The organism is Xanthomonas translucens pv. undulosa (assembly GCF_017301775.1).
Classification (GTDB): Bacteria; Pseudomonadota; Gammaproteobacteria; order Xanthomonadales; family Xanthomonadaceae; genus Xanthomonas_A; species Xanthomonas_A translucens.
On the sequence record NZ_CP063993.1, the window covers coordinates 3,864,591 to 3,886,286 of the forward strand.

Annotated in this window: 17 protein-coding genes; 8 read left to right on the forward strand and 9 right to left on the reverse strand. The window is 70.4% G+C overall.

The genetic code is table 11. From position 1 onward, the window contains the following. The first annotated feature begins 94 nt into the window (after positions 1 to 94). Positions 95 to 3,643: a hybrid sensor histidine kinase/response regulator gene (locus ISN38_RS16360; protein ID WP_038239380.1), complete on the forward strand. Its 3,549-nt coding sequence runs from the start codon at positions 95 to 97 to the stop codon at positions 3,641 to 3,643. Between the two features lie 127 nt (positions 3,644 to 3,770). Here the strand turns inward: ISN38_RS16360 and mdtD are convergent, their stop codons facing one another. The 3 genes from mdtD to ISN38_RS16375 form a co-directional block, all read right to left on the reverse strand. Then, positions 3,771 to 5,204 carry a multidrug transporter subunit MdtD gene (gene mdtD / locus ISN38_RS16365; RefSeq protein WP_003471691.1) on the reverse strand — a complete coding sequence of 478 codons (1,434 nt, stop codon included), beginning with the start codon at positions 5,202 to 5,204 and terminating at the stop codon, positions 3,771 to 3,773. A 329-nt stretch (positions 5,205 to 5,533) separates the two neighbouring features. Then, positions 5,534 to 6,604, reverse strand: coding sequence for a uroporphyrinogen decarboxylase (gene hemE, locus ISN38_RS16370; protein ID WP_003471690.1), 1,071 nt, complete (start codon positions 6,602 to 6,604; stop codon positions 5,534 to 5,536). Between the two features lie 10 nt (positions 6,605 to 6,614). Further along, complete coding sequence (locus ISN38_RS16375; protein WP_003471688.1) at positions 6,615 to 6,869, reverse strand: WGR domain-containing protein; 255 nt, start codon at positions 6,867 to 6,869, stop codon at positions 6,615 to 6,617. A 664-nt stretch (positions 6,870 to 7,533) separates the two neighbouring features. Here ISN38_RS16375 and ISN38_RS16380 point away from each other — a divergent pair. The 3 genes from ISN38_RS16380 to ISN38_RS16390 are packed head-to-tail and all read left to right on the forward strand — an operon-like array spanning position 7,534 to position 13,348. Beyond that, on the forward strand, positions 7,534 to 8,709 hold the full coding sequence (locus tag ISN38_RS16380; protein ID WP_003471686.1) for an efflux RND transporter periplasmic adaptor subunit: 1,176 nt from the start codon (positions 7,534 to 7,536) through the stop codon (positions 8,707 to 8,709). Beyond that, entirely contained in the window at positions 8,706 to 11,906 is a 3,201-nt protein-coding gene (locus ISN38_RS16385; RefSeq protein WP_003471684.1) for an efflux RND transporter permease subunit, read from the forward strand. Before ISN38_RS16380 ends, ISN38_RS16385 begins: the two co-directional genes overlap by 4 nt. After that, positions 11,906 to 13,348, forward strand: a complete 1,443-nt coding sequence (locus tag ISN38_RS16390; protein WP_068814064.1) for an efflux transporter outer membrane subunit — start codon at positions 11,906 to 11,908, stop codon at positions 13,346 to 13,348. The genes ISN38_RS16385 and ISN38_RS16390 overlap by 1 nt, the downstream gene beginning before the upstream one ends. A 1-nt stretch (position 13,349) precedes the next feature. Here ISN38_RS16390 and aroB read toward each other — a convergent pair whose 3' ends face one another. Both aroB and ISN38_RS16400 read right to left on the reverse strand, forming a co-directional pair. After that, a complete protein-coding gene (aroB, locus tag ISN38_RS16395; protein WP_003471682.1) occupies positions 13,350 to 14,459 on the reverse strand; it encodes a 3-dehydroquinate synthase in 1,110 nt (369 codons plus the stop codon). Further along, positions 14,456 to 14,998, reverse strand: a complete 543-nt coding sequence (locus ISN38_RS16400; protein ID WP_003471681.1) for a shikimate kinase — start codon at positions 14,996 to 14,998, stop codon at positions 14,456 to 14,458. Before ISN38_RS16400 ends, aroB begins: the two co-directional genes overlap by 4 nt. Before the next feature lie 169 nt (positions 14,999 to 15,167). Between ISN38_RS16400 and pdxH the strand changes: the two genes are divergently transcribed. From pdxH to ISN38_RS16415, 3 genes are read left to right on the forward strand one after another with little or no spacing between them, the layout of a single operon-like run. Further along, positions 15,168 to 15,767, forward strand: a complete 600-nt coding sequence (gene pdxH / locus ISN38_RS16405; protein WP_003471680.1) for a pyridoxamine 5'-phosphate oxidase — start codon at positions 15,168 to 15,170, stop codon at positions 15,765 to 15,767. Continuing rightward, positions 15,764 to 16,216, forward strand: a complete 453-nt coding sequence (gene aac(6'), locus ISN38_RS16410; protein WP_047325121.1) for an aminoglycoside 6'-N-acetyltransferase — start codon at positions 15,764 to 15,766, stop codon at positions 16,214 to 16,216. The genes pdxH and aac(6') overlap by 4 nt, the downstream gene beginning before the upstream one ends. 1 nt (position 16,217) lies before the next feature. Continuing rightward, the gene (locus ISN38_RS16415) at positions 16,218 to 17,009 is read left to right on the forward strand and encodes an ABC transporter substrate-binding protein (protein WP_058195599.1); all 792 of its coding nucleotides are present in this window, start codon (positions 16,218 to 16,220) and stop codon (positions 17,007 to 17,009) included. 16 nt (positions 17,010 to 17,025) lie between these two features. Here ISN38_RS16415 and ISN38_RS16420 read toward each other — a convergent pair whose 3' ends face one another. Continuing rightward, entirely contained in the window at positions 17,026 to 18,396 is a 1,371-nt protein-coding gene (locus ISN38_RS16420) for an MFS transporter (RefSeq protein WP_149507804.1), read from the reverse strand. Between the two features lie 159 nt (positions 18,397 to 18,555). On the opposite strand from ISN38_RS16420, the gene soxR reads away from it, so the two are divergent. Continuing rightward, a complete protein-coding gene (gene soxR, locus ISN38_RS16425) occupies positions 18,556 to 18,993 on the forward strand; it encodes a redox-sensitive transcriptional activator SoxR (protein WP_003471671.1) in 438 nt (145 codons plus the stop codon). Between the two features lie 138 nt (positions 18,994 to 19,131). Here the strand turns inward: soxR and ISN38_RS16430 are convergent, their stop codons facing one another. The 3 genes from ISN38_RS16430 to ISN38_RS16440 form a co-directional block, all read right to left on the reverse strand. Continuing rightward, positions 19,132 to 19,587, reverse strand: a complete 456-nt coding sequence (locus ISN38_RS16430; protein WP_003471670.1) for a DUF4426 domain-containing protein — start codon at positions 19,585 to 19,587, stop codon at positions 19,132 to 19,134. 14 nt (positions 19,588 to 19,601) lie between these two features. Next, positions 19,602 to 20,444 carry a pyrroline-5-carboxylate reductase gene (gene proC / locus ISN38_RS16435; RefSeq protein WP_003471669.1) on the reverse strand — a complete coding sequence of 281 codons (843 nt, stop codon included), beginning with the start codon at positions 20,442 to 20,444 and terminating at the stop codon, positions 19,602 to 19,604. Positions 20,445 to 20,592: 148 nt separating this feature from the next. Then, positions 20,593 to 21,621 (reverse strand): hypothetical protein, encoded by a 1,029-nt coding sequence (locus ISN38_RS16440; RefSeq protein ID WP_038239388.1) that lies wholly within the window; start codon positions 21,619 to 21,621, stop codon positions 20,593 to 20,595. Positions 21,622 to 21,696 lie beyond the last annotated feature (75 nt).

Consider the following 21,696-nt stretch of genomic DNA (forward strand, 5'->3'; position numbering starts at 1 on the left):
TCCCACACCCCACCACCCGTCGGTTGCCAGCGGCGGCGCTTATCGCCGACGATGGCGGCGGACGTTGGCAGACCCGGCGTCCATGCACAGGGAGATGACGATGCGGTCCAGAAGGATCTTGGGATGGCTGCTGCTGCTGTGGTCGGCGCTTGCCGTGGCGGCGGTGCCGCCGACCCCGCAGCCGCGCCAGCTGACCGTGGCCGACGGCTTGCCGTCCAACAGCATCAACGGTTTTGCCGAAGACCGGCTCGGCTACCTGTGGCTGGCCAGCAGCGACGGCCTGGCGCGCTTCGATGGGCGCGGCTACCGCATCTGGCGGATCGAGGACGGGCTGCGCGACAACAAGATCTGGACCGTGCATGTCGATGCGCAGAACCGGGTGTGGTTCGGCACTCAGAATGCCGGCCTGGGCATGCTCTCGGCGGACCGGCGCACGTTCCGCTACTACGACCGCAGCAACTATCCGCAGATCGGCGGCGCCACGGTCTGGGCGATCACCTCCACCCCCGACGGCAGCATCTGGTTCGGCACCGCCAACGGCGGCCTTCACCGGCTGCAGGCGGACGGCAAACTGAGCCGCTACATGCCGATGCCGGGCGACGAGCGCAGCCTGCCGTCGCCGGTGGTGATCTCGCTGGCGACCACGCCCGACGGCACGCTGTGGGTGGGCACGCGCGGTGGCCTGGCGCGCTGGACCGGGCACGATTTCGAGCGCTTGCCGGCGTCGGCGCTGCCGCGTCTGGAGGTGCAGGGGCTGACTCCCGAGCGCGACGGCAGCGTGTGGGTGACCAGCCAGGGCGGTACGCGCCTGCTGCGCGCCGACGGCAGCGCGGTGGCGCCGTACTGGCGCAACATGCCGAGCGAGAACGTGCTGGGGATGCTGGTCCACGACCGCCACGGCAATCGCTGGTTCGACACCATGGACGGCCTTGGCCGCGAGGGCGATGCCGGGCATATCCTCAACGTGCCTCTGTACAGCAATTCCGCGCACGGGTTGGTCAAGCCCAATTGGTCGCTGGCGTTCGAGGGCCGCGAAGGCGATCTGTGGTTCGCCAGCTTCAACGCCGGCCTGTGGTATCTGCCGGCCAACTGGCGGCAGTTCTCGGTGCTGTCGTATCGGGTCGACGATCCGGACTCGATGGGCAATCCCTACGTGATGGCGACCGCCGCCTCGCGCGATGGCGAGGTGTGGTTGGCGGGCACGCGCGGCGTGCTGGACAAGCTGGATCCTGGCACCGGTGTGGTGCGCCACCACATCACCGCGCTGTTCGGGCGCGACTGGTCGCTCGCGCTAGTCGAGGACGGCCAGGGCCGGGTCTGGGTGGCGGCGCTGGCGGGGCTGTTGCGCTACGACCCGGTCAGCGGCGAGGTGCGGCGCTGGGGCAAGCAGGACGGAGCCGATGCGCCGATGCCCGGCTACATGTATCAAATGATGGTCAGCAGCGACGAGCGCGTGTGGTTGTTCGGCGAGATCGGTGGCGCGCAGGTCCGCGACCTGGAAGGGCACGTGTTGCGCAATATCGCCCCTGGCGCCGACGGATTGCCGATGGAGTTGACCGTGGACGCTGCGCGGCCCGGCCCGCTGGGCCAGCCCTGGTTGCTCGGCCAGCATGGCATGCTGGCCTGGGACCCGGCCCGCGCGCGTTTCGTGCCGGTGCCGGGCGCCCCGGAGCGGCCGCTGAGCGCCTTCACCATCACCGATGGCAATGTGGTGTGGCTGGCCAGCCTCGGCCGCCTGGAACGTTATCTGTGGGACGGCGAGCGGCTGAACCTGCTCGACCGCATCGATGCCGAGCAGGAGTTGCCGTCGCTGGCGCCGAACGGCATCGTGGTCGATGCCAGCGGCGTGGCCTGGTTGAGCAGCGTGCGCGGCCTGATCCGGGTCGATCCGGCGAGCAAGGCGATCCGCTCCTACAGCGTGCACGACGGCCTGCCCAACCAGGAATTCCGCGCCCAGACCCTGATCCAGGCGCGCAGCGGGCAGATCCTCGGTGGCACCCCGGACGGGATGGTGCTGTTCGAGCCGTCGCAGGTGGTGCCGTCGCGGCGGCAGCCGCCGCTGGTGATCGAGCGCATCGGCGTGCGCCGCGGCGAGCGCGCGCTGGATCTGCTGCATGCCGGCAGCATCGTGCTGCAGGAAGGCGACCGCGACCTGCATGTGGTCGCGCGCCTGTTGTCGTTCTCCGATACCGACGCCAACACCTACCGGTTCCGGCTCAGCGGCTACGACCCGGACTGGGTGGATGTCGGCGCCAGCGGCGAGCGCCTGTTCTCGCACTTGCCGTCCGGCCACTACACCCTGGAAATGCAAGCGCGCACCGCCGACAAAGTGTGGTCGAAGGTCATCGCGCTTCGCTTCCGCGTGCTGCCGCCGTGGTGGCGCAGCCCCTGGGGCCTGGCCATGCTGGCCGTGCTGGCCGTGCTGGCGCTGTGGCGGGCCTCCTACCTGTACCGGCGCCGCCTGCGTCGGCGCAACGCGTGGCAGCTGGCCCTGCACAAGCAGGAGCTGGCCGAGCAGGCCTCGCTGGCCAAGACCCGCTTCCTGGCCACGCTCGGGCACGAGGTGCGCACGCCGATGACCGGCGTGCTGGGCATGAGCGAACTGCTGCTGGCCACGCCGCTGGATCCCAAGCAGCGCGGCTATACCGACTCGATCCGCCGCGCCGGCGCGCACCTGCTGCGCCTGGTAAACGACGCGCTGGACCTGGCGCGGATCGAGGCCGGCCGCCTGGAACTGGACCAGCAGCCGTTCGACCTGGGCCAGCTGATCGTCGAACTGGAGGCGATGATGGCGCCGATGGTGCACAGCCGCGGCCTGGCGTTCGCGCTGGACAACGCCATGCCGGCCGCGGTGACTGCCAACGGCGATGCGACGCGGGTGCGGCAGATCCTGCTGAACCTGCTCAACAACGCGATCAAGTTCACCGATCACGGTAGCGTGACCTTGCGCGTGGCGCCGCTGCACGATCGCCAGGTCGTGCGTTTCGAAGTCGCCGACACCGGTCCCGGGATCAATGTCGAACAGCAGGCGCGGCTGTTCCAGCGCTTCGAGCAGGCCGACGGCGCGCGCACCGCCGCGCGCTACGGCGGTAGCGGCCTGGGTCTGGCGATCTGCCAGGAACTGGCGGTGGCGATGGGCGGGCGCGTGGAGTTGCACAGCAAGCTCGGCGTCGGCACCCGCTTCATCGTCGACCTGCTGCTGCCGTGGATCCCGGAAGCGCTGCCCGCCGGCACCCGCGGCGAGCGCGATACGCAGGCGCCGACGCAGCCGCTGCGCATCCTGCTGGTCGAGGACGACCCCACCGTCGCCGAGGTCGTCAGCGGCCTGCTCTGCGCGCGCGGGCACCACATCACCCATGCCGCGCACGCTCTGGCGGCGCTGACCGAAGCGGCCGGCGCCCGCTTCGACGTGGCCTTGCTGGACCTGGACCTGCCAGGCCTGGACGGCCTGGCGCTGGCGCGGCAGCTGCGCGTGTTCGGCTACGAGATGCCGCTGATCGCGGTCACCGCACGTGCCGACGCCGATGCCGAACCGCAGGCGCGCGCGGCCGGCTTCGACGGCTTCCTGCGCAAGCCGGTGACGGGGGACATGCTGGCCGAGGCGATCGAGGCGGTGGTGGAGCCGGGACTCGGGACTCGGTAGCCGGACTCGGGACTCGGGACTCAAAAAAGCGTGATGTCGCAGCTGATCGTTTGACGGACTGCGTAGAGCTGCCGCCGCGGTGCTCCCCGCGAGTCCCGAGTCCCCAGTCCCCAGTCCCCAGTCCCGGCTACTCCGCCACTTCCTCCACCTGCTTGTCCGGATGCGGCCGGCTGTCCGGCAACTGCCAGAAGATCAGGGTCGAGGTCAGGGTGATCGCGCCGACGCAGACGAAGGTCGCGTGCAGCGCGGCAGTGGCGCCGTGGCTGTCGCCGAGGTGGTCGTTGAACGCCGCCAGCAGGCTGCCCGCGGCGGCGGCGCCGAAGCCGGTCGCCAGCATCATCACCATCGACAGCAGACTGTTGCCGGCGCTGGCCTGGTCGCTGTCCAGGTCGCGTAGCGTCACCGTGTTCATGACCGTGAACTGCAACGAGTTGACCGCGCCGAACAGCGCCAGCTGCAGTAGCCGCCAGCCCAGCGGCTGGCCGGTGTCGAACAGCACGAAGCTGGCCATCGCCAGGCCGACCAGTACCGTGTTGATCATCAGCACCCGCCGGTAGCCGCAGCGCTGCACCAGCTTCACCGCTGCGCGCTTTGAGGCCATGCCGGCCAGCGCCACCGGGATCATCATCAGGCCCGCGCGCATTGGGCTCATGCCCAGGCCGACCTGCAGCAGCAGCGGGATCAGCAACGGCATGCTGCCGCTGCCCACGCGCGCGAACAGGTTGCCGAGGATGCCGATGCGGAAGCTGATCACCTTGAACAGATGCAGCGGGAACAGCGCTGCCGGTGCATTGGCCGCGTGCAGCCAGTAGCCGATCAGCGCGGCCAGGCCGGCGATGGCCAGCAGCATCACGCACGCATGGCGCAGGCCCAGCTCGGAGATCCCGTCCAGCGCCAGCGACAGCGCGATCATGCCGAACGCCAGCATCGCATAGCCGATCAGGTCGAAGCGGGTGCGCTGCTCGCCATGGAAATCCGGCATCACCTTCAGTGCCGCCACGAAGCCGAGCGCGCCGATCGGTAGGTTGATCAAGAACACCCAGTGCCACGAGGCCACCTGCACCAGCCAGCCGCCGAGGGTCGGCCCGACCAGCGGCCCGATCAGCGCCGGGATCGCGATGAAGCTCATCGCGTTGAGGAACTGCGCGCGCGACACCGAACGCATCACCGACAGGCGTCCGACCGGCAGCAGCATCGCCCCGCCGATGCCCTGCAGCACGCGCGCGGCGACCAGGTAGGGCAGGCGTGGCGCGGCCGCGCACAGCAGCGAGCCGAGGGTGAACAGCACGATCGCGGTCAGGAAGGTGCGGCGCGTGCCGTAGCGGTCTGCGATCCAGCCCGAGGCGGGGATGAACATCGCCACCGCCAACGCATAGCTGAACACCACCGACTGCATCTGCAGCGGGCTCTCGCCCAGGCTAAGCGCCATCGCCGGCAACGCGGTGTTGACGATGGTCGCATCCAGCATCTGCATGAAAATGGCCAGCGACACCAGCCACAGCAGCGGCCGGAAACTACGGTATGTCGGAACGGCGATCGGATCGGAAGAAGGCGCGGACATCGGCACGCACGGCGACGCGAAGGGCGGACAGGATCGCGCAGAGCGCGTCGAGGCGCCGTGCAGCAGCGGGCGGTTGTGGTGCGCTGCGCATGCTGCAGCCCGGCCGCGATGGTGGATCAAGGCATCGCGCGCGACATGCTGTCGTGGTTCGTGTGGAGGGCTTCAGTACCGACGCTGTTCGAACCGGTTGCGTCCACCGCTTCGTTCGTCGCGGCTGAAGCCGCTCCTACAGGGACTTGCGGCGCGCTGGCCGGGTGCACTGTGGGAGGGGCTTCAGTCCCGACTGCGTGATGGCGGGAGCGCGTGTTGCGACGGTTTGCTGCGCGGGGCTATGCCTGCGTGCGGCGACTGTGCGCCTGCACCGCGGCGACCAGCGCGCCGACGTGCTCGGGTTGCATGTCCGGCGACAGCCCATGGCCGAGGTTGAACACGTGGCCGTCCGCCGAGCCATTGCCGTCGGCGTAGCTGCGCAGCACGCGCTGCACCTCGCGCTCGATCGCCGCCGGCGCGCCGTACAGCGTGGCCGGGTCCAGGTTGCCCTGCAGCGCCACGCGGCCGCCGGTGCGGCGCGCGGCCTCGGCCAGGTCGACGGTCCAGTCCACGCCCAGGCCTTCGGCGCCGGAGGCGGCCAGCTCTTCCAGGTATGGCGCGTTGCCCTTGCCGAACAGAATCAGCGGGGTGCGCTCGGCGCCGTCGCCGCGCGGCAGTTCGCGGGCGATGCGCCGCAGGTAGGGCAGCGAGAATTCGCGGTACATCGCCGGGCTGAGCACGCCGCCCCAGGTGTCGAACACCTGCAGCGCCTGCGCGCCGGCCGCGCGCTGCGCCGCCAGGTAGGCGATCACCGCATCGGTGTTGACCGACAGCAACTGGTGCAGCGCCGCCGGGTCGTTCAGGGCCATGGCCTTGATCCGCGCATAGTTGTCGCTGCCGCCGCCCTCGACCATGTAGCAGGCCAGCGTCCACGGACTGCCGGAGAAGCCGATCAGCGGCACGCTGCCGTCCAGTTCGCGGCGGATCACCCGCACCGCATCCATCACGTAGCGCAGTTCGGTCTCCATGTCCGGCACGCCGAGCCGGGCGATCGCCGCCGCGTCGCGCACCGGGTGCTTGAACTTCGGACCCTCGCCTTCGACGAAATACAACTCCAGGCCCATCGCATCGGGGATGGTGAGGATGTCGGAGAACAGGATCGCCGCGTCCAGCGGGAACCGCGCCAGCGGCTGCAGGGTCACTTCGCAGGCCAGTTCAGGGTTCTTGGCCATGGCCAGGAAGCTGCCGGCGCGTGCGCGGGTGGCACGGTACTCGGGCAGGTAGCGCCCAGCCTGGCGCATCAGCCACACGGGGGTCTGGTCCACGGGTTCGCGGCGCAGGGCGCGCAGCAGACGGTCGTTCTTGAGCATGGGGGTTTCCTTAGCGCGGGGCGTCGGCGCCGCGGGTGAACATGACCTGGAAGCCGCGCTTGAGTTGCGCATCGCGGGCTTTCTCGAAGGCGGCGTGGGCGGCGTCCTGCAGCAGGTATTGCTCGCGCTTGAGCTGCGCGCGGCCGCCGATCTGGCCGGTCTCGCGCAACAGCTCCCAGCCGCCGAACAGGTCCGGTTGCAGGGTCAGCTGGATGTAGCGGGGCGGCTCGTTGCCGCCGGGACGTTGCTGGAGGAAGACGCGCATGAGCCGATTGTAGCCGTTGCCAGTGCGCGCGAGGTTGCGCGATCGTCGCAACGCAGCGGGCCGTGGTCGGCCGGTGCGGAACCCTCGGCGTCAGGACAAGGGCGTGCGAACCGCTGGCGCAGCGCGACGTCGCAGGCGCTGCGTTGCAACGCCAAGTGGGCGCTGTGCCGCAACTTCCGCTCGCGCACCAGGCGCTGGAGCGGCCGCCACTGCATCACGTTGGCCCCGGGCAAGCGGAAATGCCGGATGAACGGCGCTGGCGCAGCCGCACATCCGCGCCCAGCCGCAGCGGCGCTCCCGCCGCTGCAGCATCCGGCCGAGCGGGGCGTCGCGGCGGCGGCCCGCACCGTCTCAGGGTGATCGTCTGCCGTAGCGTCCGGGACTTGCGTCGTCGCCTGCTGCAATCGGCGTCCTATCACGATACCGTGACCGCGCCTGTAGTCTCATAGGCAGACGTCATGCCGTTGCGTGCGCACACAGCTCCTGGTGTCGCGGCATGGTCATTCATCACAAGTGCGGACGCAACGGTATGCAAAGCCAGAACAATGAGTGGTTTCCTGGGCGGCACCCCGATGCCGGCGCGGGACTTCCCGCCACGCGCGCCGGCTGCCGCGATCCCGGCGCGGCGATGCCCGCCAGCGGCCAGGGCGCAGGCGGGCCGGCCATGGCCCGCGCCGAGCGCGGCGCGGGGCGGATGGCGGTCCTGTCGGGACTGGCCGCGCTGTGCCTGGTGATCGTCGGCATCTGTTACTGGATCGGACATCGCCGTCAGCCGACACCAGCGCCCGAGCCGTTGCGGGTGCAGACGATCACGGTGGCGCCGCACACGGTGCCGGACATCATCGAAACCTCCGGCATCATCGTGTCGCCGCACAACGTCGATGTCCGGCCGCAGACCGACGGCGTGCTGCAGTCGGTGCTGATCCACGACGGCGAACAGGTCCGCGCCGGGCAACTGCTGTTCACCATCGACCCGCGGCCGCTGCGCGCCACGCTGGCGCAGGCCCGCGCCGCCCTGGCGCGCGACCAGGCGCTCGCCGCGGATGCGGCCGACACGGAAGCGCGCTACAGCAAGCTGTCCAAGACCGGCGCGGTGGATCCGAAGACCTACATCACCGCGGCCGACACGCTGCGCTCGCTGCGCGGGACCGTCGCGGTCGATCTGGCCCAGGTCGAGCAGACCCGGCTGTCGCTGGCCTACACCGAGATTCGCGCGCCCATCGACGGCCGCGCCGGCGCCATCGGGGTCAAGCCGGGCAATCTGGTGTCGAGCGGTTCCAGCACGGCCCTGCTGACGATCAACGTGAACGCGCCCATCGACGTGCGCTTCGCGCTCGCTCACGTGCAGGTCGATGCGGTGCGCGCGGCACGCGCAGGACGCGATGGCCTTGGACTGACGGTGCTGGCGCTGGATGCGGTGAGCGCCAGCGTGCTCGACCGCGGCCGGCTGGCGTTTCTCGATAACGCATTCGACAGCAGTAGCGGCACGCTGGAACTGCGCGCGCGGTTCGCCAATGCCGGCGCGACGCTGTGGCCCGGACAGTTCGTCAGCGTCCGGGTGATCCTGGCGGAGGATCCGCAGACCCTGTCCGTCCCCGAAGGCGCGCTGCAGCAGGGGCAGCAGGGTCCGTATGTGTACTGCGTGGTGAACGGGCGGGCGATGGCGCGGCCGTTGACCGTGGCGCGGATGGTCGATGGGCAGGCGGTGATCAGCAAGGGCTTGCGCAAGGGCGATACCGTCATCCTGACCGTTCCCAACGAACTGCGCGATGGCGCGGCGGTGCAATCGAACGACCTGCCTGCCAGACAAGGCGCGGCGGCCACCGGGCAGCACGCGTGAATCTATCGGCCGTGTTCATCCGCCGCGTGGTGATGACGTCGGTGTTGATGATCGCCCTGGTGCTGGCCGGCGGCATGGCGTATTTCGCCCTGCCGGTGAGCGAGCTGCCCGACGTCAGCTTCCCGACCATCACCGTCAACATGTCGCTGCCGGGGGCCAATCCCGAGACCATGGCCGCGGCAGTGGCCACGCCGCTGGAACGCCAGTTCAGCGGCTTGCCGGGGCTGGAGACGATGAGCTCGACCAGCAGCGTCGGCAGCACGCGCGTCGTCCTGCAGTTCGCGTTGAGCCGCAATGTCGATGCGGCGGCGCAGGATGTGCAGAACGCGGTGTCGCAGGCGGCCGGCCTGCTGCCGCGCGAAATCAACCCGGCGCAGATCCAGAAGGAGGATCCCAGCGCGGCCCCGATCATGCATCTGATCGTGCGCTCGAAGACGATCGCGCTGCCGCTGCTCAACCAGTTCGCCAAGGATCGCGTGGCGTTGCGCCTGGCGTCGGTGCCGGGCGCAGGACAGATCGACGTCAACGGCGCGCAGAAGTATGCGGTGCGCCTGTTTGTCAATCCGTACCTGCTCGCCGCCCACCACATGGGCTTCGACCAGATCGTTTCCGCGGTGCAGGCGGGCAACAGCAACGCGCCGGCGGGAACGCTGATGGGGCGGGCGCGTTCCTACACCGTCCGCGCCGACGGCCAGCTCAAGCGCGCGGCCGACTTCGACAACATGGTGCTGTCCTATGCGGACGGCGCGCCGGTGCGCTTTCGCGACATCGGCCATGCCCAGGACAGCGTCGAGAACCTGCAGACCGCGGCCTATCTCAACGGCCAGCGCGCGATCGAGATCAACATCCATCGCCAGCCGGGCGCCAACACGCTGGCGGTGACCCGTGGCATCCAGGCGGCGCTGCCCGCGATCCGCGCGCAGCTGCCCGGCGATGCCCAACTCGACGTGCTCTACGACCGTGGCGACTATATCGGCGCGTCGGTGGAGGACGTCGAGTGGACGCTGCTCGGCTCGCTGCTGCTGGTGATCGTGGTGATCCTGCTGTTCCTCAGGAGCTGGATGGCGACGCTGATCGTCGCCCTGGCGCTGCCGACCTCGTTGATCGGTACCTTCGCGGTGATGCGCCTGCTGCATTTCAGCCTCGACAACATTTCAATGCTGGCGCTGACCCTGTCGGTCGGTTTCGTGGTCGACGATGCGATCGTGGTGATCGAGAACATCGTCCGCCACGCCGAACAGGGCGCCAGCCGGATGGACGCGGCCATCGCCGCGACCAAGGAGATCGGCTTCACCGTGCTGTCGATGACGCTGTCGCTGTCGGCGGTGTTCCTGCCGATCGTGTTCATGGGCGGGCTGGTCGGGCGGCTGTTCTCCGAGTTCGGCATGGTGATCGCGATCGCGGTGATCCTGTCCGGGATCGTCTCGCTGACCCTCACGCCCATGCTCGCCAGCCGCTGGCTGGATCCGAAGAAGAGTGCGGGCTGGGTGTTCGAGCGCTTCGATCGGCTGGTCGAGGCTTCCGAGCGCGGTTACGCCCGCTCGCTGGAATGGTCCACGCAGCGCATCGGCCTGATGGCCGCGATCGGCATCGCCACGCTGGTGTGCACCGCAGGCATGTATGCCATCGTCGAGAAGGGCTTCATCCCGCAGGTCGATTCGGGCAAGATCGACGGCGATACCCGCGTCCCCGAAGGCACCGCCTTCGCCGATTTCCTGGCCAAGCAGAACGCGGTGGTGAAGATCATCCAGCGCAATCCGAACGTCGCCAATGTGGAGTCGGTGATCGGCTCGGACAACACGCTCAGCAACAGCGGGCGCCTGCTGATCGGGCTCAAGCCGCTGTCCGAGCGCAGCGGCACCGCGGAACAGGTCATCCAGGCGGTGCGCAAGCAGGTGGCCGGGATCCAGGGCATCACCCTCAACATGCGCAATCCGCCGGCGATCGACATGGGGCCGACGGCCTCCAACGGCTCGCTGCAGTACGTGTTGCAGTCGACCGATCAGAAGGCGCTGTACGCGCAGTCGGACGCGATCCTGCAGGACATCGGGCGGGTTGACGGCGTACAGGATCTGCAAAGCGACCTGCAGCTCAAGAATCCGCAGATCGAGGTGATCCTGCACCGCGAGCAGGCCGCGGCGCTGGGCGTCACCGCCGCCGGCTTGCAGGACACCCTGCAGAGCGCGTACGGCGGCCGCAAGATCAGCACCATCTATGGCGACACCGACCAGTACGAAGTGCTGCTGCAGGTCGCGCCATCGGCACAGGCCGATCTCAACGCTCTGGATGCGTTGTCGTTCAACGGCAACCAGAACCCGGGCATCACCGCGATCGGCACGCAGACCTCCAACAGCAGTTCCGGCACCAGCGCGGTACTGACCGCGGCCGGCGGCCCGATGGTGCCGCTGCGCGCGGTGGCCGACGTGCGCATGGGGGTGGGGCCGGTGGCGATCAATCACTACGCCGGCCTGCCGGCGGTGACGCTGTCGATGAATCTGGCGCCCGGCGTCTCGCTGGGCGATGCCGCCAACGGGATCGGCACGCTGATGGCGCAGACGCTGGGTAAGGGCGATGCCCGGGCCATCAGCGGCCAGTTCGCCGGCTCGGCGCAGGCGTTCGAAAACTCGCTGAAGACGCTGCCGATGCTGTTGCTGATCACGGTGCTGCTGATCTACGGCGTGCTTGCGATCCTGTACGAGAATGCGCTGCACCCGATCACCATCCTGACCTCGCTGCCGCTTGCCGGGTTCGGCGCCATCCTGATGCTGGTGCTGTTCCGCCAGGAGCTCAATTTGTTCAGCTTCGTCGGACTCATCCTGCTGGTCGGGCTGGTCAAGAAGAACGGCATCATGATGGTGGATTACGCGCTGGACCTGGAACGCTCCGGCGACGCGCGCTGGAAAAGCCCGCGTGCGGCCATGCTCGAAGCGGCGACGGTGCGCTTCCGCCCGATCATGATGACCACCCTGGCGGCGGTGCTGGGTTCGTTGCCGATCGCGCTGGGCTTCGGTGCCGGCGCGGAAGCCAGGCGCCCGCTCGGCATCGCGGTGGTGGGCGGCCTGCTGTTCTCGCAGGCGCTGACGCTGTATCTGACCCCGGCGTTCCATATCGCGATGGCCGAATGGAGCGCGCGCCGCCGCGCGCGTCGCGGCGGCACCGCGCCGCCGCCTGCGCCGTCGCTGCCGGAGCCGGCCTGATGCGCGCGGTCGCGCTCATCGCCGCCGGCATGCTGTCGGCGTGCAGCCTGGCGCCGGCCTATGTGCGCCCCGCGTCGCCGATCCCGCCGTCATGGCCGGCAGGCGATGCCTACCTCGCGCAACGCGAAGCCGCGCTGCCGTCGCTCACGTATCGGCAGCTGTTCGGCGACCCGCGGTTGCAGGCCGTCATCGCGCAGGCCCTGGACAACAACCGCGACCTGCGGATCGCCGTGGCCGATATCGCCCAGGCGCGGGCGCAATACCGGATCCAGCGCGCCGCCTTGCTGCCCGAAATCGACGCTAGCGCGAACTACACGCGTTCCTATCGCGGCAAGGGAGCGGCGCCGCTGGCCGCCAGCGCTCAGGACGCAAGCGCGGACGCGCGCTCGCAGGGCGATGCGAGCAACTACGCGGTGGGCATCGGCGTCAGCGCATTCGAGCTCGATCTGTTCGGGCGGGTGCGCGCGCTGACCGCCGCCGCGCAACAGCGTTATCTGGAACAGGCGTCGGCCGCGCGCGCCACGCGCCTGACCCTGGTCGGCGATATCGCCACGGCGTGGCTGACCTACGCCGGCGACAGGAGTCTGCTGAAGATCGCCCAGGACACCGCGCACAGCGCGGAGGCCAGCGTTGCGCTGATCCGGCAGCGGGTCGACGGCGGCATCACCCCGCACTCCGATCTGGATCAGGCCAACCAGGTGCTGCACACTGCGCAATCGGACCTGGCCGAGCAGACCACGGCGATGGCCCAGGACATCAACGCGCTGCAGCTGTTGGTGGGTGGCCCGGTCAATTCCGCGCTGTTGCCGGAGTCGATCCAGGACGCGGCGGCGCGCATCGGCGAGCTTCCCGCCGGACTGGACTCACGCATTCTGCTGCGCCGCCCCGACGTGGTGCAGGCCGAATACGAACTGCGCGCGGTCAACGCCCAGATCGGCGCGGCGCGGGCGGCGTTGTTCCCGCGCATCAGCCTGACCGGCCTGCTGGGGCTGACCAGCACCGCGCTGTCCGAGCTGTTCGCGCACGCCGCGTTCAACCGCTCGGTGGGTGCCGGCGCCAGCGCTGCCATCTTCGATGCCGGTGCGGCGCGCGCCAATGTGAGGTACACCGAGGCGCAGCGCGACGCCGCCCTGGCCAGTTACGAAAAGACCGTGCAGACCGCCTTCAGTGAAGTGGCCGATGCGCTGGCGCGGCGCGGCACCATCGATGCGCAGTTGCGCGCGCAACAAAGCCTGGTCGCCGATTCCGCCAGCACCTACCAGTTCAGCGAGCAGCGCTATCGCGTTGGGGTCGAGACGTCCCTGTCCAATCTCGATGCGCAGCGCAGCTACTACGCGGCGCAACGCAGCCTGGTCGCGGTCGAGCTGGTCGCGGCGGTCAACCGGGTGACGCTGTATCGCACGCTGGGTGGCGATGCGACGCTGGAGACCGTGCAGCGCTGAGTCAGTCGGCGTCCAGCACCGCCAGCACCGCCGCCTCGTCCACGTCCGGCACCACCTCGGCGCGGCCGATGCCGCGCCACAGCACCAGCCGCAGGCGTCCGGCGATGTTCTTCTTGTCCAGCCGCATCCGCGCCAGCAGCGCCTGCGGCGCCAGGCCGGCCGGCAGCGCGGTGGGCAGGTCGTAGTCGGCCAGCAGCGCGCGCAGCCGTTCGGTGTCCTGCGCCGTGGCCATGCCCAGCTGCGCCGACAGCCTGGCCGCCAGCACCATGCCCACCGCCACCGCTTCGCCGTGGTTGAGGTTGGCGTTGCCGGGCGCGCCGTAGCCCTGTTCGGTCTCGATCGCGTGGCCGAAGGTGTGGCCGAGGTTGAGCAACGCGCGCTCGCCCTTCTCCAGCGGGTCGCGGGCCACGATCTCGGCCTTGTGTTCGCAGCTGCGCGCGATCGCCTGCGCGGTCGCCGCCGGTTCGGCGGCCAGCAGCGCGCGGCGTTCGGCGTGCAGCCATTCGAAGAACAGCGGGTCGCCGATCGCGCCGTACTTGATCACCTCGGCCAGGCCGGCGCGCAGTTCGCGCGGCGGCAGGCTGCGCAGCGTGGCGGTGTCGGCCAGCACCGCGCGCGGCGGATGGAACGCGCCGACCAGGTTCTTGCCCTGGGCGATGTCCACCGCGGTCTTGCCGCCGACCGAGGAATCGACCATCGCCAGCAGCGTGGTCGGCAGTTGCACGCAGTCCACCCCGCGCATCCAGCACGCGGCGACGAAGCCGGCCAGGTCGCCGACCACGCCGCCGCCCAGGGCCAGCACGCAGGCGTCGCGGGTGGCGCCGAGTTCGGCCAGCGCGGCGATCGCCGCGGCGAAGTTGTCCAGGGTCTTGGAGGCCTCGCCGGCGGGGATCGTGAAGACCCCGATCTTCAGCTCCGGGCGCGTGGCCAGCAAGGCCTGGCGCACCTGCGCCGCGTACAGCGGGGCGACGTTGCTGTCGCTGAGCAGCAGTACGTGGCGGCCGCGCACGTGCTCGGCCAGGCGCGCGCCGTCGTCGAGCAGGCCGGGGCCGATGCGGATGGTGTAGGACGGGTCGCCTTCGACCGCGACGCTGCGTTGGGAAAAAGTCATGCAATGGGGTCCGGAAGCTTCCACGACGCGGCCAGGCGCACGACCAGCTGCGCGGTGGCTTCGGCGGGATTGAGGTGGTCGGTGTCCAGGATCAGGTCGGCGACGTCGCGGTACAGCGGCTCGCGCACCGCGTGCAGTTCGTGCAGCACCCGCTCGCGGTCGCCGCGCTGCAGCAGCGGGCGGCTGCGGTCGCGCTGCAGGCGCTGCAACTGCGAGGCCACGCTGACCCGCAGGTAGACCACGAAGCCATGTTCGCGCATCTCGCGGCGGCTGTCGGCGTCGAGCACCGCGCCGCCGCCGGTGGAAATCAGGTGGCCGGGGGTGCTGAGCACGCTTTCCAGCACGCTGCGTTCATGCTCGCGGAAGCCGGCTTCGCCGGCGTGCTCGAACAGCGAGGGGATGCTGGCGCCGGTGCGTTCGACGATGGCCTGGTCGCTGTCGACGAAGACGAGGCTGAAGCGCTCGGCCAGGCGGCGGCCGATCACGCTCTTGCCTGCTCCCATCGGGCCGACCAGCACGAGATTGGGGGCGGGATTCATCCGCCGATGCTAGCAGACGTGCCCTGCATGCAGGCCCGGTTGCAGGTCGCGCGGCGCGTGGCGTGCGCCGCGCAGGCCATGCCCGGCCCTGCGCCGCGACGCGACGCCGCGTGCGTCGCGCCGTGCATGGCGCGACAATGGGCCATCGTCCGCCGAGTGCCTTGCCGCCATGCCTGATCTCTACGCCGAAGCCCTGTCCACGTTCGCCGACCTGTTCGCGAAGGCGCGGACCAGCGACGAGGCCGAATACAACGCGATGGTCGTCGCCTCGGCCACGCTGGAGGCGCGCCCGTCCTCGCGGGTGGTGCTGCTCAAGTCCTACGACCCGCGCGGTTTCGTGTTCTACACCCATCTGGACAGCCAGAAGGGTCGCGAGCTGCAGGCCAACCCGCAGGCCTCGCTGCTGTTCCTGTGGCGGCGCATGCGCGAGGACGGCGTGCAGGTGCGCATCGACGGCGAAGTGCAACTGGTCGCCGCGGCCGAGGCCGATGCCTATTTCGCCTCGCGCCCGCGCATGAGCCAGATCGGCGCATGGGCCTCGGCGCAGTCGCGCCCGCTGCAGTCGCGCGAGGAGTTCGAGCAGCGCGTGGCCAAGGCCGAGGCCAGCTTCGCAGGCCGCGAGGTGCCGCGTCCGGATGGCTGGGGCGGGTTCCGCGTGGTGCCGCGCAGCTTCGAGTTCTGGTACGGCGGCAAGTACCGCCTGCACGAGCGCTGGCAGTACAGCGCCGACGCCGCCGGCCACTGGTCCAAGCGGATGCTGTTCCCGTGAGCGATGGCTACTCGATCCGCGCCGCCGTCGCCGCCGACCTGCGCGCCTGGGCGGCGCTGCGGGTGGCGCTGTGGCCGGACGAGCGCGATGCCTTCGGCGGCGTGGTCGAAGCGCTGCAACGCGAGGACGCGGCCAATTTCCTGGCCTTCGCCAGCGACGGCCACGCGATCGGCTTCGCCGACGTGACCCTGCGCCAGGACTACGTCAACGGCACCGACAGTTCGCCGGTGGGGTTTCTGGAAGGCTGGTACGTGGTGCCGGAATGGCGCGGCCGCGGCGTCGGCCGCGCGCTGCTGCGCCAGGTGCAGGAATGGACTTGCGCGCAGGGCTGCAGCCAGCTGGCCTCCGATGCGCTGCTCGACGACGCCGCGGCGCAGGCTGCGCACCGCGCCTGCGGCTTCGAGGAAAGCGAGCGCGTGGTGTATTTCCGCATGCCGGTGGCGGACTGACATGGGCCCGCAGCGCATCGTCTGCCTGACCGAGGAACCCACCGAGACGCTGTACGCGCTCGGCGAACAGGCGCGCATCGTCGGCATCAGCGGCTTCACCGTGCGTCCGCCGCAGGCGCGCCGCGACACGCCCAAGGTCAGTGCCTTCACCAGCGCCAACATCGACACGATCCTGGCGCTGCAGCCTGATCTGGCGATCGGCTTCTCCGACATCCAGGCCGACATCGCCGCCGCGCTGGTGCGCAACGGCGTGGAGGTGTGGATCGCCAATCACCGAAGCGTCGACGGCATCCTCGACTACGTGCGCCGGCTCGGCGCGCTGGTCGGCGCCGGCGCGCGCGCCGCGGCCTATGCCGATGAACTGCAGCGCGGCCTGGACGCGATCGCGGCGCAGGCCGCAGCGCTGCCGCGGCGGCCCAAGGTGTATGTCGAGGAATGGGACGAACCGATCATCACTGGCATCCGCTGGGTCGCCGAGCTGGTGCGCATCGCCGGTGGCGACGACGTGTTCCCGGAGCTGTCGGCCGAACCGCTGGCCAAGGCGCGGATCCTGGCCAATGGCGAGGACGTGGTGCGGCGCGCGCCGGACATCATCCTCGGCTCATGGTGCGGCAAGCGCTTCCGCCCCGAGCGGGTGGCGGCGCGGCCGGGCTGGGCGGCGATCCCGGCGGTGCGCGACGGCCAGCTGTTCGAGATCAAGTCGCCGCTGATCCTGCAGCCCGGCCCGGCCGCGCTGACCGACGGCGTGCGCGCGATCGCCGCCATCGTGCAGGCCTGGGCGCAGCGCCGCTAGCTGCGCCGCTGCAGATTCAGCGCGGCGCCACCGGCTGGGTGCGGCCGGCGATGCCCAGCCCGAGCAGCGCCAGCACGGCGGCCACCGCGAAGGTAGACAGGTACGCGGCGGTCACCGACTGCGCCAGCAGCGCCGCGAACAGCGAGCCCCCCACCGCCAGCGTGGTCGCCACCGCGATCGCCTCGCTCAACTGCAGCGCCGAACTGTTCGCGCCCTGCTGCGCCGGCGGCGACAGAGTCAGGGTCAGCACCGACAGTGTCGGGTAGATCAGGCCCATGCCCAGGCCGGTGGCGGCCCAGCCGAGCATCGCCAGCGCGGCCGGCACGCCGGGCAGCACGGCCAGCGCGGTGCCGCCGATGCCCAGCAGCATCAGCACGCTGCCGCCGCGCAGCCGGCGCAGGCGCGAGCCGCGCTGGCCGTCGTGGCCCTGGTACCAGGAGCCAGCGAACCAACCCAGCGCCCCGATGCTCAGCGCGATCCCGGCCCAGGTCGGCGACAGGCCGCGTTCGCGCGACAGCAGCAGCGGCAGGAACGCTTCGCAGCCGAAGAACGCCGACGCCGCCACGCCGCGCAAGGCGATCACGCTGGGCAGGCCGCGCGCGCCGCGCAAGCTGCCGTCCGGCAACAGCCGCCACGCGCACAGCAGCAACCCGCCCAGCGCCGGCAGCACTGCGGGCAGCAGCCACAGTCCGCGCTGCTGCCCGGCAAGGTACAACAGACACACGCTGGCCGCCGCCCCTGCCGACCACAGGATCGGCGCGGCGCTGGGCGACGGCGCCGCGGCCAGCGTGGGCAGGCGCCGCAACGCCGGCCGCAGCAGCAATGCGGCCGGCAGCGCCAGCAGCGGCACCGCCAGGAACACCCAGCGCCAGCCGACATGCTCCACGATCAGGCCGCTGATGCTGGGGCCGAGCAGCGACGGCACCACCCAGCCGGCCGAGAACGCGGCGAAGATGCGCGGGCGCAGCGCCTCGGGGTACAGCCGTGCGACCAGCACGTACAGCGCCACCGAGATCGCGCCCGCGCCCAGCCCCTGCACCAGGCGCCCGGCCAGCAGCATCGGCATGCCGCAGGCGAACCCGGCCAGCAACAGTCCGCAGACGAAGCAGGCCAGCCCGGCCCACAGCGGCAGCGCTGGGCCGCGCGCATCGCTGCAGCGTCCGGCCACGGTCATGCCGATCACGCTGGTCGCCAGGGTGCCGCCGAACGCCAGCGCGTACAGGCGCAGGCCGTCCAGTTCGCGCGCCACGGTCGGCATCGCCGCGGCCACCGCCAGCGCCTCGAACGCAATCAGAGAGACCAGCGCGACCATGCCCAGCGTGGTTGCGCGATAGTGCGGCGACAGAACCGAATCGGCAGTGGCGGCAGCGGTGTGGGCGGAGGTCATCGCCGCCAGCGTGCCGTTGCGGCGGTCGCCTGCGGGTGAAGCGCGCTGATGCATCGGTGCGGGCTCATGGCGGAAGAAAATGATCGCCTGCTGGCGCGATGTTGCGCGGCAGGCGATGGGCGTGCAGCATGCAACCTCAACTGCACTTGAGGTCAAGCGATGCATGAGCAACTGAGCGTGGGGCAGGTCGCCGAACGCAGCGGCGTGGCGGTCTCGGCGCTGCACTTCTACGAGAAGAAGGGCCTGATCCACAGCCTGCGCAGCGCCGGCAACCAGCGCCGCTATGCGCGCGACGTGCTGCGGCGGCTGGCGGTGATCCGCGTCGCGCAGCGCGTCGGCGTGCCGCTGGACAGCATCAAGGCCGCCTTCGCGCAACTGCCCGATGCGCGCACGCCCACGCGGGCGGAATGGGCGCGGATGTCGGCGGCCTGGCGCCAGGAACTGGACGCGCGCATCGCGCAGCTGACCCAGTTGCGCCATCAGCTCACAGACTGCATCGGCTGCGGCTGCCTGTCGCTGCGCCGCTGCCGCCTGAGCAATCCGGCCGATGCGCTGGGCGCGCAGGGCGACGGGCCGCAGCGCTGGACAGCGCCCTGAGCGGCTTTCGCGCGGCGGGAAAAAGCGCAGGGACGTTGTAGGAGCGGCTTCAGCCGCGACCGGCGTTACCGACAGATCCTGTCGCGGCTGAAGCCGCTCCTACAGTGCGCGCAGCGGCAAACCGGCAACGCTGGCGCGCTAGAACGTGCGGGCGAAGCGCACCGTGCCCGCACCATCGGCGCTGCGCACGTCCACCTGCAAATTCAGCTGATCGTGCTCGCTGATGCGCACCGTGCCGACGTAGTCGGTATAGGCGTCGGTGACCGCTTCGCGCATTGCGATGGGGTGCCGGCGGCCGCTGAGGTCTGCCCCGACGGCGCTGACCTGGCCGCTGGCCGGCAGTTCTTCGCCGTCCTGCACGCGGCGCAGGGCGATCACCACCAACGCGGTCTCGGCGTCGCGGGCGATGCCGTAGCGGCGCGCGACGCCATCGCTCAGCGCCAGCGTCGGCAGTGCGTTGTAGTGCACGCGCAGCGCGCCCAGGTCGGCCTGCGCGGGCGTGGCCGCGACCAGCGTGGCGGGGCGCGGCGCGTCCTGCGCCGAGCAGGCGGCCAGGGCCAGGCACAACAGCGCGGCGGCAGGCAGGTTGGGCATCGGCGGTGCTCCGGTCAGTCGTTGGCGGCGGACAGTGCGCGGCCGCGTGCGGCGGCGGCGGCGATGGCGGTGGCGGTCAGCGCTTCGAAGCCGCCGGCCTGGAAGGTCTCGATCGCGGCCTGGGTGGTGCCGTTGGGCGAGGTCACCCGCCGCCGCAGTTCGCTCGGCGCCTCGCCGGATTCGGTGAGCATGCGCGCCGCGCCGAGCATGGTCTGCAGCACCAATGTGCGCGCCGCGGCAGCCGGCAGGCCTTGCGCGATGCCGGCCGCTTCCATCGCTTCGGCGAGCAGGAACACATAGGCCGGGCCGCTGCCGGACACCGCGGTGACCGCATCGATCAGCGCCTCGTCCTCGACCCACACGCTGACCCCGGCGGCGGCCAGCACGCGCTCGGCGTGGCTGCGCTGCGCGGCGTCGACGCCGGCATTGGCGTATAGGCCGGTGACGCCGGCGCCGAGCAGCGCGGGCGTGTTCGGCATCGCCCGCACCAGGGCGTGGCCGCCGCCGAGCCAGCGGTCCAGTTGCTGCGTGGTGATGCCGGCGGCGATGGACACCAGCAGCGGCCGCTGCGCCGTGGCCAGCGTGCTCAGTTCGTTGCACACGCTGCGCAGCACCTGCGGCTTGACCGCGAATACCCAAAGCGGCGCGCCGTCGGCGGCCTCGGCCGCCGCGGCCACGGCGTGCACGCCGTAGTCCGCCGCCAGCGCCTCGCGCAGTGCCGGTACCGGCTCGGCGACGCGGATCGTGTCCGCTGCGATGCCCTGGCGGACCAATCCGGCGATCAGGCTGCGGGCCATGTTGCCGCCACCGATGAAGGCGATGTCGGCGCTGGGTGAGCCGGAGCTGGCAGAGGGCATGGACAGGCACCAAGAACGCGAGGAGCCCTATGGTAGCGGCTGCGTCGCGTGGCGGCAGTGCGGCCGCCGCCGGCCGGCGAGCGGGCGTAGGGCGGCGCCTGCCGAGAGGTCCGCGCTGGCGACAGGCCGCATCGCCAGCGCGGCTGGCTCAGTTGGCCTCGGTGAACGTGATCGACGGCGTGGAGCCGCCGGCGGCGGAACAGCTGCCCAGGTTCAAGTTGTTGGTTTCGCCGGTGGTGCCGGCTTTGGCGGCGCAGGTCGGTGCGGCGGTGGAGCCGTTGGTGGCGGCCACCTTGACCGTGATCGACGAGCCGGAGTTGAAATTCGCGCTCGAACCGCCGGCATTGCCGACCACGTTGAACTCGGACAGCTTCCACACCGTCGCCAGTTTGACCACGCTGTCCTTGGCGCTGACGCTGTAGGCGGTGTTGCCGTTGGCGAAGGTGATGGTGTCGTTGCCGTTGGCCGTCGCCGAGCCGGTCAGCTTCAGGTTGGCCAATTGCGTCGCGGGTACGTCGGGGGCGCTGACCGCATTGCTGTTGCGGTAGCAATACGTGCCGCCACCGCTGAACCAGCCGCTCGGGCAACTGGAACCGTAGCCGATCAGCCAGTACTGCATGAACACCGCCGCTTCGCCCTGGGTCTCGTAGTCGGTCGCGTACACGAACTGCTGCCAGACCGTGCAGCCGGAATGCCCGTTGCAGACGCTGGTGGTGCTGTCGTAGTTGGAATTGAGCTGCAGCGAATACTCGTTGGGCCCGAGAACGCCGCCGCCGCCGAAGGCAGCCACGCCGACGCCCTTTTCGGAGGTGACGCCGCTGACCTGGGGGAAGCTGCCGACGGTCTTGCTGATCAGGCTGCTGGACTGCAGGGCGTAGTCGTAGGTGTTGCCGGTGGTTTCCGACGCGCCCCAGTGGACGCGGTGCGGGATCGGGTGGATGTGCCGGGTCAAGGTCTTGCAGGTGTCCGCTTGCCAGTTGGTGTTGGGGTAGGTGGCGTGGAAGCAGCCTTCCGCGGGGGGCGGCAGGTGCGCCATGGTGTCGCGCCACGTGGTGCGCGCGCTGGCTTCGGCAGGCGTCATCAGAGGGTCGTCCGCGCTCCAAGCGCCTGTCGCCAACGGCGCCGCCATCGCGGTCGGGACCTGCAGAAAACCGACAACACAAGCAGCAAGCAGCAATCTGGTCGATGCATCCATTTGGTTGACTTCCATTTGGTTGACTTCGTGCGTGCCGATCTCATTCGGCGATGGACA